General features: G+C 53.6%; 11 protein-coding genes. All 11 read left to right on the top strand.

Annotated elements, in window-relative coordinates; translation table 11 throughout:
- Window positions 1-5: 5 nt before the first annotated feature.
- The 11 genes from glpK to HMPREF9473_RS21980 all read left to right on the top strand — a co-directional run bounded on the left by glpK (window position 6) and on the right by HMPREF9473_RS21980 (window position 14,634).
- Window positions 6-1,517 (top strand): glycerol kinase GlpK, encoded by a 1,512-nt coding sequence (gene glpK, locus HMPREF9473_RS22035; RefSeq protein ID WP_006782431.1) that lies wholly within the window; start codon window positions 6-8, stop codon window positions 1,515-1,517.
- Window positions 1,518-1,637: 120 nt separating this feature from the next.
- A complete protein-coding gene (locus HMPREF9473_RS22030) occupies window positions 1,638-2,351 on the top strand; it encodes a LytR/AlgR family response regulator transcription factor (RefSeq protein ID WP_006782430.1) in 714 nt (237 codons plus the stop codon).
- Window positions 2,348-3,637 carry an ATP-binding protein gene (locus HMPREF9473_RS22025; RefSeq protein WP_006782429.1) on the top strand — a complete coding sequence of 430 codons (1,290 nt, stop codon included), beginning with the start codon at window positions 2,348-2,350 and terminating at the stop codon, window positions 3,635-3,637. The genes HMPREF9473_RS22030 and HMPREF9473_RS22025 overlap by 4 nt, the downstream gene beginning before the upstream one ends.
- Window positions 3,638-3,858: 221 nt before the next feature.
- A complete protein-coding gene (locus tag HMPREF9473_RS22015) occupies window positions 3,859-6,975 on the top strand; it encodes a glycoside hydrolase family 3 C-terminal domain-containing protein (protein WP_006782428.1) in 3,117 nt (1,038 codons plus the stop codon).
- On the top strand, window positions 6,976-7,407 hold the full coding sequence (locus HMPREF9473_RS22010) for a hypothetical protein (RefSeq protein WP_006782427.1): 432 nt from the start codon (window positions 6,976-6,978) through the stop codon (window positions 7,405-7,407). It begins immediately after the preceding gene.
- Window positions 7,408-7,499: 92 nt separating this feature from the next.
- Window positions 7,500-9,908 carry a glycoside hydrolase family 2 TIM barrel-domain containing protein gene (locus HMPREF9473_RS22005; RefSeq protein WP_006782426.1) on the top strand — a complete coding sequence of 803 codons (2,409 nt, stop codon included), beginning with the start codon at window positions 7,500-7,502 and terminating at the stop codon, window positions 9,906-9,908.
- 133 nt (window positions 9,909-10,041) lie between these two features.
- A complete protein-coding gene (locus HMPREF9473_RS22000; protein ID WP_006782425.1) occupies window positions 10,042-10,605 on the top strand; it encodes a hypothetical protein in 564 nt (187 codons plus the stop codon).
- Between the two features lie 193 nt (window positions 10,606-10,798).
- Entirely contained in the window at window positions 10,799-12,265 is a 1,467-nt protein-coding gene (locus HMPREF9473_RS21995; protein WP_006782424.1) for an NAD(P)/FAD-dependent oxidoreductase, read from the top strand.
- Window positions 12,262-13,602: an NAD(P)/FAD-dependent oxidoreductase gene (locus tag HMPREF9473_RS21990; RefSeq protein WP_006782423.1), complete on the top strand. Its 1,341-nt coding sequence runs from the start codon at window positions 12,262-12,264 to the stop codon at window positions 13,600-13,602. Before HMPREF9473_RS21995 ends, HMPREF9473_RS21990 begins: the two co-directional genes overlap by 4 nt.
- A 1-nt stretch (window position 13,603) precedes the next feature.
- Window positions 13,604-13,993, top strand: a complete 390-nt coding sequence (locus HMPREF9473_RS21985; protein WP_006782422.1) for a DUF1667 domain-containing protein — start codon at window positions 13,604-13,606, stop codon at window positions 13,991-13,993.
- 80 nt (window positions 13,994-14,073) lie between these two features.
- The gene (locus HMPREF9473_RS21980; protein ID WP_006782421.1) at window positions 14,074-14,634 is read left to right on the top strand and encodes a glycerol-3-phosphate responsive antiterminator; all 561 of its coding nucleotides are present in this window, start codon (window positions 14,074-14,076) and stop codon (window positions 14,632-14,634) included.
- Window positions 14,635-14,660: the final 26 nt, after the last annotated feature.

Genomic DNA, 14,660 nt, shown 5'->3' with positions numbered 1-14,660 from the left:
TTACAATGGAGAAGTATGTAATTGCGTTGGACCAGGGGACGACCAGTTCCAGATGTATTTTGTTTGACCACGAGGGGGATATCTGCAGTGTGGCACAGAGGGAGTTTACCCAGATTTACCCGCAGCCGGGATGGGTGGAGCATGACCCCATGGAGATATGGTCCAGCCAGCTGGGCGTGATGGTGGAAGCCATCGGGGGAATCGGCGCCCATATCAGCGAGGTGGCGGCCATCGGCATTACCAATCAGAGAGAGACCACCATCATCTGGGATAAGCAGACGGGGGCTCCGATTTACAATGCCATTGTGTGGCAGTGCCGGAGAACATCGGACATGATTGAGAAATTAAAAGCGGACGGTATGGAGCAGCTGGTGAAGGAGCGGACCGGTCTGATTCCGGATGCCTATTTCTCGGGAAGCAAGATTGCCTGGATACTGGACCATGTGGAGGGGGCCAGAGAGCGGGCGAAGCGGGGAGAGCTGCTGTTTGGAACCGTGGACACCTGGCTGATATGGAATCTGACAAGAGGGGCCGTGCATGTGACGGACTACACCAACGCCTCCAGAACCATGCTGTATGATATCCGCAAGCTGTGCTGGGATAAGGAGATCCTGGACTATTTTGACATTCCGGCCTGTATGCTGCCGGAGGTGAAGCCGTCCAGCTGTCTGTTCGGTTACACTTCCGAGGAAGTGATAGGAAGACGGGTTCCCATCGCCGGCGTGGCCGGGGACCAGCAGGCGGCGCTGTTTGGACAGTGCTGTTTTGAGGCAGGCGAGGTGAAGAATACATATGGAACCGGATGCTTTCTGTTAATGAACACCGGGGAGAAGGCGGTGGTATCGGAGAACGGCCTGCTGACCACCATTGCGGCCAGCTGCGGCGGCCAGGTGGAGTATGCGCTGGAGGGCAGCGTGTTTGTGGCGGGAGCTTCGATTCAGTGGCTGAGAGATGAACTGCGGATGATAAAGACGGCGGCCCAGTCGGAGGAGTACTGCAATTCGGTGGATGACACGGCAGGCGTCTACATTGTGCCGGCATTTGCAGGATTGGGAGCGCCTTACTGGCACCAGTACGCCAGAGGGACGATTGTGGGGCTGACCAGAGGGGCCAGCAAGGAGCATTTCATCCGGGCCACGGTGGAGTCGCTGGCTTACCAGGTCTATGATCTGCTGGAAGCCATGCAGAAGGACTCCGGAATCAAACTCCACGCCCTGAAGGTGGATGGCGGGGCCTCCGCCAACAATTTCCTGATGCAGTTCCAGTCTGATATTCTGGACACGGCCGTGATACGGCCCCAGTGTATCGAGACCACGGCTCTGGGCGTGGCCTATCTGGCGGGACTTGCGGTGGGATACTGGAAGGACAAGGAAGACATCAGGAAAAACTGGAAGATAGACCAGCGGTTCCACTCGGAAATCACCGCTGAGCGCAGGGCGGAGCTGGTGAAGGGCTGGAAGCGGGCGGTCAGATGCGCGCTGTTCTGGGCGGAAAATGAAGACGAAAATGAGGTGTAAACCGGGGAAACCAAGAAAGATTCCATGTGACTTTTGACAGAAAACGGCGGTCATGGTACAATGGCGACAGTTTAGAAAAGCAGATTGCTGTTGGCTGTGATGGTCAGGGGGTCATGGAACATGTTTAAAATCGCGATTGTGGAAGATAACGGCGCCGCCGCGGAGAAGCTGCACGGTTTCTTGACGCGGTATGCCACGGAGAATAACGAGACGTTCGATATCACCGTGTTTGGCGACGCGGTATCGTTTCTTGACAATTATAAAAGTATTTATGATATGGTTTTTATGGATATTGAGCTGCCATACATAGACGGGATGGAGGCGGCAAAGCGTCTCCGGGCGCTGGACAGACAGGTGATACTGATATTCGTCACCAACATGGCCAGGTATGCGGTGAAGGGCTATGAGGTGGACGCGCTGGACTACCTGGTCAAGCCCATTCATTACGGGGATTTTGAGCTGAAGCTGCGCCGGGCGGTTCTGCGGCGCAGTGGGGACCAGGAGGCGATTCTTGTGGTGCGCCAGAGCGGTTTCCTGCGGTTGAAGCTTCAGGAAATCCGCTATATCGAAGTGAGGGGCCATACCCTGATTTTCCACACGGAGACAGATTCCATCCAGGGCAGCGGGACGCTGCTGGAGACGGAGGAGAAGCTGAAGGGCAAAGGATTTCTGCGGTGCAACAAATGTTATCTGGTCAACCAGAAGCATATCGCGGCGGTCCAGGGCTATACCCTGGTGATGACCGGCGGGGAGGAACTGCAGATCAGCCGGCCGCGCAAGAAGACCTTTATGAACGAGCTGGCGGAAACCCTTGGGAATGAGTATGTACTATGAGTATCTTATACAATTTTTTTATTACAAACGGTTATGTGTTTGAGATTCTGATTGCGGTGGGGTTCTTCTGCTGGTGGATGGACAGAAGGCCCCGCTTTCTGCTGCGCGCGGCCGGGACGGCGGCGGTACTGCTGGCCGTCTCCATGCTGTGGGTGCTGATGCCTTTTGATAATGCGTGGATGAAAAGTATCCGGAGCATTCTGTTTTTTGTTCTCTGCATCGTGGGGGTGAAGGCCTGTTTTGCGGTTTCTGTCAACCATGCTATTTTTTATGTGACGGCGGCGGGGGCGGCCCAGCATTTTTCTTTCCAGACGGCCAGGATGCTGTCGGTTTTGGGCACGGTGATTCTGAATCTGCCGGAGGAGGTGACGGTGTTTACCTATCCGGTGCTGTCCATTGCGTTTTTGTTTCTGTGCTACCGGATGTTTGGCAGGGAGCTTAAGAAAAAAGGCACGGACCATCTGACCGGGTCCCCCACGATTCTGTTTCTTTTGACGGGGATGCAGCTGTGCACCAACATTTTCCAGAATCTGTTTAATGAGTACAGCGCGGGAAGCGGTTTTGCGGTTTACACTATATACAGCATGTTTGACATGGTGTGCTGTCTGTTCCTGCTGACCCTCCAGTGCGAGATTGCCAGGAAGGAAAGTGAGCAGCAGAATAATGAGATATTGAAGCATGTGCTCTATCAGCAGAAGCAGCAGATGAAGATATCCAGGGAAACCATGGAGCTGATTAACATCAAATGTCATGATATTAAAAACCAGATTGCCATGCTGGGAAGTCATGTCCCCCAGGAAGAGATATCGGAGTTAAAGCGGGCCATCAACATCTATGACATGACGTTCAAGACGGGAAATGAGGCGCTGGACGTGCTGATGGTGGAAAAACTGATGGTGTGCGAGAGCAAAAACATTCGGTTTGACTGTATGGCGGAGGGGCGAAATCTCGACTTTATGAAGCAGTCGGATATCTATTCCCTGTTTGGAAATGCGGTTGACAATGCCATCGAGGCGGTGGACAGGATTGCCAACCCGGAGAAGCGGTGTATCAGCGTCAAGGTCCGGATGGAAAAGGGGATGCTGATGATACACTTTGAGAATTTTTATGAAGGGGAACTGACATTTACCAACGGGCTTCCCCAGACGACCAAGCAGGATAAACGGTATCACGGCTTTGGTATGAAGAGCATCCGGATGATAACGGAAAAGTATCATGGCTATCTGTCGGTGAAGGCGGAGCAGGGGATATTCACCCTGAATATTCTGCTTCCTATGGCGGAGTGATGTGCATTTTGCGCAGATAAAATTACAGTTCAGGAAGGCAGTCTTGTGGAAAAAAAGAAAAACTGTTATGGTGGCATCACAAAGCGTTGGTCACGTGAGAACAGTTATGATAGAAATGCGGAGGGATAACGGCGCTGTCAGGGCGTCGTTTTTTCTGCTTTTTCTACTTATCGCTGTTTTAGTGTGGCTGGGTAAAGGAAGGTTTATGGAGGAGGAATATCATGTTCAGAAAAACTAACATTTGGCGTGGGCTTTCTCTGGTGTGTGCGCTGTTTTTAACATTTTCCATGTTGGCGGCAAACATACTGGAGACCTACCGGACATCGGTTGACGCGTTCTTTGGGACACGGAGCCAGCAGACGGTGACCGAGTCATCGGAGGACGGGGAGGATGTATGGACGTATCAGTCCAAGTTTCAGACGGCGGAGGAAGCATACGAGGGATTCAAAGAGCTGGCCGTCCGCGCATCACAGGAGACCTATGCATTGTTGAAAAATGAGAACGGCGCGCTGCCGCTGTCCAGTACGGCGAAGATTACCATGCTGGGGGTCAGAAGCTATGCGCCGGTGTATGGAAATAACGGCGGCAGTGTTCCGGACGGAAAATCGACGGTAGAAATCTTTGATGCGTTCAGCGAGAGAGGATTTGAGATTAATCCATCCATGCTGGAGACGTATCAGAACTTTTTCAAGGATAAGCAGTGGACAGTGCCACAGTTTGGCGGCGGAATTTTACCTAGCTATGCGGAAATCAGCGCCTATGACAATCCTCATGAATTGACATTTGAGGAGCTGGCTGCTCTGAATCCGGACTATAACAAAGATTATGCGTCCTACAACGATGCGGCTATCGTGGTGGTAGGCCGTATCGGCGGGGAAAATGGCGACGGCTATTATCCCGGCGAGGCGGGACGGGCCGACGGCGTGGAGACGGTTACCGGCAATATTTTAAGTCTCAGCGACGAGGAGATGGCGGTGATTGAGGAGGCGAAGGCCAATTTTGACAAGGTCATCGTGTTAATCAATGCCACAAACCAGATGGAAATCGCCAATCTGGAGGAGGACCCGGATATCGACGCGATTCTGTGGATTGGCTATCCCGGAGCATACGGTTTCTACGGCGTGGCGGATGTGTTAAACGGCACGGTTTCCCCATCAGCCCATCTGGGGGATACCTTTGCTAAGAACAGCGCCCTGGCGCCGGCCATGCAGAACTATGGCAACATCCCGTGGGAAAATGCAGGCAGCTTCTCCGAGGCCGCCAATGTGAATTCCTACCTGATTGAGGCGGAGGGAATCTATACGGGTTACCGCTATTATGAGACACGTTACGCGGACATTGTTCTGGGCAACGGCGGGGAAAAGGCTTCTGCCGGTACCTATGCCAATCCGGACGGCACCGTGGCGGAGACGGACGGGACCTGGGATTATACCAATGAGGTGGTGTATCCCTTTGGCTACGGGTTATCCTATACCACGTTTGAGCAGACCCTGGATTCCGTGGAAATATCGGGAGACAAGAAGACGGCAGCTGTCAGCGTGACTACGGAGAATACGGGTGATTATGCCGGTAAAGCGGTGGTGCAGGTGTATGCACAGGCGCCTTATACGGACTATGATAAGCAGTATCATATTGAAAAGTCAGCGGTGCAACTGCTGGATTTTGAGAAGACCAATCTGTTACAGCCGGGTGAGAGCCAGACGATTACCATGGAGATTGATATGGCCAATCTGGCAAGCTACGATTCGGAGCATGCGGGAACCTATGTGGTGACTCCGGGCGATTACTATCTGGCTGTCGGTGAGGATTCCCATGACGCGCTGAACAATATTCTGGCGGCCCAGGGGAAGACAACCGAGGACGGAATGACCGAGGAAGGCGATGCGGGCAAGAGCTGGCAGTGGACCTGGGATGGCGACGTGGATACGGTGACATTTGCCACAAGTAAAGCGGGAGTGGAGATTACCAATGCCCTTTCGGACGGGGATTATGCCACGGATATCAATTCCTTTATGCCGGATACGGTGACTTATCTTTCCAGAAGCGACTGGGACGGCACATTCCCGAAGACCTATTCGGGGCTGGCGGCCAATGAGGCATTGTCCAGGCTGCTTGGCAATGATTTTATCGAGTTAAAGACGGGGGAAGATACCTCGGATATTATATTTGGAGATACTTCCAGTGATTTGACTATCAATGATTTGAAGGGGGCCGATTTTGATGACCCGCGCTGGGAAGAGCTGCTCAATAAGGTGACGATTGACGAATTCCTGAATTTTGCGGCCAATGCGTTTCACAACATCGCCCCGATTGAGTCCGTGGGGCTGCTGCAGTATGCGGCGGACGATGGACCGAATGGCTCCGATTCCCATTATCTGACAGAGGGGTCTTATCAGGGAACGGCGTATGAGGATGCGGCGGAGTATGATTACGGGACACGTGTGGGTCCCACACCTCAGAACATTGCTTACAGCTGGAACAAGGAGCTGGCGTATGAAAACGGGGAGATTGTACTGGGGGAGAGCACGCTGGTGCTGAATCTGCCGATTATGATTGGGCCGGGGATGAATATCCACCGTCACGCCTACAACAGCCGTGGGGCGGAATATTATTCGGAAGACCCGATTCTGACCGGTTACATTGGCAGCGCCGTGGTGCAGGGAGCGCAGTCCAAGGGGACGCTGGTCAACATCAAGCATGCGGCATTTAACGACCAGGAGATTAACCGCTCCGGTATCGCCGTGTTTATGAGCGAGCAGAAGGCCCGGGAACTGGAACTTCGCGGTCTGCAGCAGGCATTTGAGGCCAACGGAAAACCTGCTTCCTTCCGGGAAAATGATGACAGAGCGGAAACCTATATCCAGGGAGCTCTCGGCGTGATGAGTTCCTACAACCGTATCGGCGCCGTGGCGCCAAGTGCAAACCGTGGTGTGCAGGTGCAGATTATGCGGGAGGAATGGGATTTTAACGGCTACAATGTGACGGACTTTACCGGTGTGTCCTTAAAAGCGGCGCCGAAGGAGTCGATTCTGGCGGGAACTACGGCATTCTGTGGATTTGGCGTCTCGGAGGAGATTGGTTACTGGAACGGAGCGGCGCTGAGCGGTGACCGTGATATGGCTCTGGCGATTCGGGAGAACACCCACTACGCGCTGTATGCGCTGGCCAACAGTGCGGCCATGAATGGCATTAACGCAACCACTCATACGGTGGATGTGATGACATGGTGGAGAACACTTTATATGGGCTGTATTGGCGTATTTGCCGTGTTGGCTGCATTGAGCGTTATCTTTTATGCAATCAGCAGACGCAGGAAAACTGCAGAGAGGAGCAAATAGATGGAAGCAGGATGGATAAAAAAGAATGGTGTGACCGTTGCGGCGGTGTTGATGGCTGCGGCGGGGATGGTGATTTATTTGGTGACATCCATGACCGGTTATCTGGCGTCGTCTGCGGTGAATCCGTGGCCGATTGTCTGTACGGTGGCAGCGGTTGTGATGCTGGTGGTATCGGCCGGTATGGGAAGTAAAATGACTGCGGTGATGGGAGATATTCTGGTGATGGCAGCGTCGGTGCTGCTGCTGGTAAGCTTTTACTACTTTGTGCTGGCCAGGGTGCAGCTGGCGGCGGACGTGTACTTTATCCCGGTGAATTATCCGGCTTCGGAGGCCACGACGTTACATATTTCTGTCGCAGGGGCGGTGCTTTATCTGCTGGCGGATATTGCGGTGATAGTGAAAGCATTTTCGAAAAAGACAGTGCAGGAATAAATGGGAAATGTTATCCCGCCCGGGTCAGACCCGGGTGGGGCTTTTCCGTATTGGAGTAATGATAGGATAGAAAGTGAGGCGAGAGTTTATCTATGAGAGGGATTCCGTTTAATACTGGCTGGACTTGGAAACGTCTGACAGAGGATGGGCCGGGAGAGCCAGTTACCCTGCCTCATGACGCCATGCGCGGTGAGAGGCGCACGGAAACTGCGGCCGGGGGGACCAATACCGGGTGGTATGAGGGATATGACTACCTGTATGAAAAAGAGTTTGTCCCCGATGACTCTCTGGCGGGGAAGAAGATGATACTGGAACTGGAGGGCGTTTACCACAACGCGGAAGTGTGGGTGGGGGAGCAGAAGGTGATGTTCCGGCCGTACGGTTATACGAACTTTTATACGGATTTGACGGCCTGTCTGGAATTTGGAGTGAAGAACCGGATTCGCGTTATTGCCAGAAATGCGGACCAGCCAAACAGCAGATGGTATTCGGGAGCAGGGATTTACCGCCCGGCTACGCTGTGGGTGGGCGATGCGGCGCATATTCTGTTAAATGGAGTCCGTGTGCGGACGCTGTCCATTTCCCCGGCGAAGGTTGAGGTGACGGTGAAGACCAGCGGGCCGGGGGCGGTGAAGGTGGAGATTTGTGATGGCGGGAAGGCTGCGGCCGCGGAAACGGCGGAGAGTGACGGGACTGTGACCATGGTTCTTGAGGTGCCGGACGCGAAGCTGTGGAGCGTGGATACGCCTTATCTTTACACCTGCCATGTGACATTTGGCGGGGATGAGTGCCGGGAGAGCTTTGGCATCCGCAGTTTGAGCTGGGGAGATAAGGGCTTCTGCATCAACGGGGAGCGTGTGATTCTTCAGGGAGCGTGCATCCACCATGACAACGGGCTGTTAGGCGCAGTCTGTGATGTGGACGCGGTGGAGCGGAAGGTGCGGCTGCTTAGGGAGACCGGGTACAATGCCCTTCGAAGCGCTCACAATCCCTGTTCCAAGGCACTGCTGGACGCCTGCGACAGACAGGGAATGCTGGTGATGGATGAGTATATTGACCACTGGTATATCCACAAGACGGAATATGATTATGTGCCCTATTTTGAAGAGTGGTGGCGCCGGGATTTGGCGGATATGGTGGAAAAGGATTACAATCATCCGTGCGTGGTACTGTATTCCACGGGAAATGAAGTCAGTGAGACCGCCCAGGCCAGAGGCATTTCCCTGATGAGGGAGATGACGGATTATCTTCACGGGCTTGACGACAGCAGGCCGGTGACCTGTGGCATCAATATCTTTTTTAACTTTTTAAGCTCGATTGGATTTGGCGTGTACAGCGATAAGAAGGCGAAGAAGGAAGCTGACAGGGCGGAGAAAGCGGCGAAGGCGGGAAAGACCAGCAAAAAGAAGGCGGTTGGCAGCCAGTTTTTCAACAATCTGGCGGGACTGCTTGGAGATGAGTTTATGAAGCGGGGGGCGACTCTTCATGGCTGTGATGTGAAGACGAGAGAGGCGTTCGCCAATATGGATATTGCCGGATATAACTACGGCATTTACCGCTATCGCCATGATTTGAAAAAATATCCGGACCGGTTGATTCTGGGCACGGAGACATTCTGCAATGACGCTTACCGGTTCCGGGAACTGGCGAAACAGAATCCCAGGATTTTGGGTGATTTTGTCTGGGCCGGGATGGACTATCTGGGAGAGGTGATGATAGGTTCCTGGGAGTATGAGGAGTACGCCAAACGGTTTGACGGCGGCTGCGGCTGGGTGTCGGCGGGCTCCGGCCGGATTGATTTGACGGGAAAACCGTTGTGCGAGGCGCTGTATACCCAGGTGGCTCTGGAGAAAGAGAGGGGGCCGTTTATCGGCGTATGTCCGGTGAATCACACGGGAGAGCGGCACAGCCCCTCAGCCTGGAAGATGTCCAATGCAGTCTCCAGCTGGAGCTGGCGTGGATGTGAGGGCAGGACGGCCCATGTGGAAGTCTATGCCAGAGCTGATTATGTGGTACTCTATGTCAACGGCAGGGAAGTGGGAAGAAAGCGGATGAAGGACGACTGCATCGCGAAGTTTTCCTGTGCTTATGAGAATGGCGTGATTGAGGCGGCGGCTTTTGACGCTGACGGGCAGGAGATTGGGAGAACATCTCTGAAGACAGCGGAGGAGGAGACCGTACTTCTGGCGGAGCCGGAGGAGACATCGGTTCGTGCCGGACATCTTTGTTACGTCCGTCTTCGCTACGCGGACAGCCAGGGGATAACCAAGCCGATGGCAAGAGGAATGATAAAGGTGGAGACAGATGGCGGCGAACTGCTGGCTTTGGGCAATGCCTGTCCCTACAATGAGAGAGGATATCTCACCGATGAGACCGAACCTTATTATGGGGAAGCGCTGGCGATTGTGCGGGCCGGTTCCGGCCAGAGTATCCGGCTGCGGGCAGTTGGGGAGACGGAAAACTGCCGGACGGAGATTGTGATTCCTGTCATAGATGAGTAAAGCAGGCGGCATCGCCTGATAGCAGGACAGGAAGAGCAGTGGAGCAGAGTAATAGAAAGAAAAGGGTAATAGGTCAGCAAGATAGAATTGAACAGCGAAATTACAGGATATTTACATAGAAATGGAGTTTGACATGCAGGGAATCAAAGACTGGTGGCTTAAATTTGCACCGAAACATAAACTAATTGCACAATTCATAAAATTCTACGCCTTTTCCATGCTGGTGACGGTGTTCCAGTACCTGGTGCTGACGTTCCTGCCGGGTGTTTTCTACCGGTTTACGGACTGGTGCGATATCCCCTGCCAGCTGATTCATCTGGCGCTGGGACCGGTGGACACATATGTGTTTAACTACCCCGTTACCGGGGATGCGACAGGCGGTATGGGGTATTTTGCCGCCTTTGCGATTACCCTGTTTCTGGCACAGTGCATCAATTTTCCCATGCAGAGGAATATCACGTTCCGCTCCAGGGGAAATGTGTATTATCAGATGGCGTGGTACGCGGTGGCGTTTGTGCTGATTACGGTGGCCTGCAGTTTCCTGATGGGGCTGTATGTGCCATTTTGCAAGCAGTATTTTTCTCCGGCCGTCTATAATATATTGATTACGGTTATCAACGGCGGAGTGCAGATGGTGATTTACTTTCCGATTTATAAGATTATCTTTCCTGAGAGCGAGGCGAAATCAGGAAGGTGATTTAGTGTGAAAGTACTCTTGACAACCGGCCACTGAATGTGATAGCATGGGTTTAAGAATACGAATAGAATATTCAGCCTATGAGATGAGAGAGTAAGGTGAACCATACGGGGACGTCCCCTGTGTGTTTTCCTTGCTCTTTTTTGTGTGTAGGTATTGCAATCGGTCGATAACCGGAGAAAGGGAATGGGATATGAGTCAGTGGGAGTATGATGTGGCTGTCATCGGCGGCGGAGTGACGGGCTGTGCGGTGGCGAGAGAATTGTCCAGATATGAGCTTCGGGTATGTGTGATGGAGCGGGGGGAGGACGTGTGCAGTGGGACGTCCAAGGCCAACAGCGCCATCGTTCACGCCGGGTATGATGCTATCCCGGGGACGAGAAAGGCGGAGTTCAATGTGGCTGGAAACGCCATGATGGAACAGTTGTCGAAGGATTTGGATTTTTCATTTAAGAGAAATGGCTCGCTGGTGCTGTGCTTTGCCAGGGAGGAGGAGCCGAAGCTGAAAGAGCTTTACGAGCGGGGCGTGGCCAATGGAGTTCCGGGTATCCGGCTTATCACCGGGGATGAAGCCAGGAGTATGGAGCCGAACCTGACCGATGAGGTGACAGCGGCTATCTATGCCCCCAGCGGCGGAATTGTCTGCCCCTTCGGTCTGACCATCGCTCTGGCGGAAAATGCATATGAGAACGGAGTGGAATTCCGCCTGCTCACGGAAGTGGAGCGTATTGAGAAAATGGAGTCTGGCGGATATGGTTTGACAATCAGGCATGAAGGGACAACGAAAGCAATAACTGCTCATTATGTGGTAAATGCCGCCGGCGTCTACGCTGACACCTTCCACAACATGGTCAGCAGCCGCCCCATCCACATCACGCCGAGAAAAGGTGATTACTGTCTGCTGGACAAAGAGGCCGGCGGCCATGTCACTTCCACCATATTCCAGCTTCCCGGCATTTACGGAAAAGGTGTGTTAGTGACCCCGACCGTGCACGGGAACCTGTTAATCGGCCCCACCGCCACAGATATAGAGGACAGGGAAAATGTGGCGACAACCGCGGAGGGACTGGCGGAAGTCATCAGCAAATCTGCCTGGAGTGTGAAAAACATTCCCTACCGCCAGGTCATCACCTCCTTTGCCGGTTTAAGGGCACATGAGGACGGAGACGACTTTGTGATTGGCGAGGCGGAGGGAGCGGAAGGCTTTTACGACGCAGCCGGAATCGAATCTCCGGGACTCTCCTGCGCCCCGGCCATCGGAGTCTATCTGGCTGAGCTGATTGCGGATGCGGCGGCCGCCGGGAAAAAAGAGCAGTTTATAGCGTGCCGCAAAGGAATCCCCCATCTGGATTCCATGGAGAAAGAAGAGCGGGCCAGACTCATCAAGGAGCGCCCGGACTACGGAACCATCATATGCCGCTGTGAAAATGTCAGCGAGGGCGAAATCATAGACGCCATCCGTCGTCCCCTGGGAGCAACATCTCTGGACGGGATTAAGCGCCGGGTGCGCCAGGGCATGGGACGGTGCCAGGCAGGCTTCTGCACGCCGAGGACTATGGAGATTCTGGCCAGAGAGCTTCACATCAGTATGGAGGACATTTGTAAAAATGCACCTGGTTCCCAGATGCTGACAGGAATAAACGGAGGGGAAAAGCGATGACACATCATGATATTGTAATTATAGGCGGAGGCCCCGCCGGGCTGGCGGCAGCCGTGTCTGCCAGAAAAGCAGGTGTGGAGGATATTCTGATTCTGGAGCGCGACGGCGTGCTGGGCGGAATCTTAAACCAGTGTATTCATAACGGGTTTGGACTTCACACGTTTAAGGAAGAGCTGACCGGACCGGAGTATGCGGCCCGCTATATTGACATGGTAAAAGAGGCGGGAATTCCCTGCAAGTTGAATACCATTGTGATTGAAATCAATCAGGAAAAGGAGATTACATACATCAACCGGGAGGATGGTCTTGTGACCATCAAGGCGAAGGCCGTTATCCTGGCCATGGGATGCCGGGAGCGTCCGAGAGGCGCGCTTAATATCCCGGGATACCGGCCGGCCGGCATTTACTCCGCGGGAACCGCCCAGCGGCTGATGAATATCGAGGGATTCAGCGTGGGGAAGGAAGTGGTGATTCTCGGTTCCGGCGATATCGGACTGATTATGGCCAGAAGGATGACGCTGGAAGGCGCCAAAGTCAAGGTGGTTGCGGAACTGATGCCTTACTCCGGCGGTTTGAAGCGGAATATTGTGCAGTGTCTGGACGATTACGGAATTCCGCTGAAGCTGAGTCATACCGTGATAGATATTCAGGGAAAGGAACGGGTTACAGGCATTACGCTTGCGAAGGTGGATGAAAACCGGAAGCCGATTCCGGGGACGGAGGAGCATTACAGCTGTGACACGCTGCTGCTGTCCGTCGGCCTGATTCCGGAAAATGAACTGACAAAAGCTACCGGCGCCTCCATGAACCCGGTCACCTCCGGTCCCAATGTCAATGACAGGCTGGAGACTGGGGCGGAAGGCATTTACGCCTGCGGCAACGTGCTTCATGTTCATGATTTGGTGGATTACGTATCGGAGGAAGCAGCCCTGGCCGGCGCCAATGCGGCTGCCTATGTAACCCGGTCTGCCGCCGGTGATGATGCTGCCAATGACGGCCTCTCAGGTAACGGAACTCCTAGCGCTGCTACCGCCCATAACGCCGTCACCAGCAGTTCCGGTCACCCGGTACCCATCCAGGCGGAAAACGGCGTCCGCTACACCGTTCCCCAGACAATCGATGTAGAGCGGATGAGCGACAAAGTGACCGTCCGGTTCCGCGTGGCGGATGTCTACAAGGACCGCTATATCACCGTCCTGTATGACGGAACTGTGATATCAAAGAAGAAAAAGAAGGTTCTGGCTCCCGGCGAGATGGAGCAGATTATTCTGAAAAAAGAGAGCTTTGCGGACTACCCGGATTTAGAGAAGATTGTGATCAGGACGGAGGTGGAATGACATGGAGACAAGAGAATTAATCTGCATCGGCTGCCCCTTAGGCTGCCCGCTGACGGCCAGCGTTGATGGCCAGAACATTTCCGTCAAGGGAAATACCTGCAAGCGGGGGGAGGATTATGCGGTCAAGGAAATTTTGAACCCGTCCAGAACGGTGACTTCCAGCATTCACGTGGACGGCGGCGAGATTGCCATGGTATCGGTCAAGACAGCCCAGGATATCCCGAAGGGGAAAATCATGGATGTCATGAAGGAAATCCGCCGCGCCAGAGTCAGCGCTCCGGTTCACATCGGCGACATTCTCATCGACAACTGCGCCGGGACTGGCGTGGCAATCGTGGCGACGAAGCAGGTGGAGCAGGGAGAAACGACTGCTGTGAACGGCCGCCAATAGAAGAATCAGGATGACAAATAGATTCCAATGTTGTATGATAAAGCCAGTTAGAATAGATACCGCACGATGGGGGGAGCCGCTTGAACATCAGAGAACTATTTGAAATATCACCGATTATTACCGCAGTCAAGAACGAAGAGGGACTGAATCACGCCATGGAAACCGACAGTACGGTGGTATTTATCCTGTATGGCACCATATTGAACATTCAGAAAATCGTGGACAGAATTAAGGACCATGGGAAACTTGCCATCGTCCACGTGGATTTGATAGCCGGATTCAGTTCGAAGGAAGTTGTGATTGATTTTATCAGGGAGAACACCAGTGCCGACGGCATCATCAGCACCAAACCCATGCTGGTCCGCCACGCCATCGAACTGGGTCTCATAGGAGGCCAGCGCACCTTCCTGATCGATTCCATGGCCCTGGACAACATGAAAAAACAGCTGGAAAGTTTCAGGCCGGATTTCATGGAACTGATGCCCGGCGTCATGCCCGGCGTCCTCCACACAATCCGCCAGGTCACCGACATCCCGCTGGTAGCCGGCGGCCTGCTGTCCGATAAAAAAGACATCATGGCAGCCTTTGACGCCGGTGTGGACGCGGTCTCCACCACGAAGGAGCAGTTGTGGTATGTGTAGGGGTAATGTTGAAATGATAACGGAAT

The organism is Hungatella hathewayi WAL-18680, from assembly GCF_000235505.1.
Taxonomy (GTDB): domain Bacteria; phylum Bacillota; class Clostridia; order Lachnospirales; family Lachnospiraceae; genus Hungatella_A; species Hungatella_A hathewayi_A.
The sequence above is the reverse complement of the archived record's forward strand: the minus strand, read 5'-3'. Positions and strand labels throughout refer to the sequence as shown.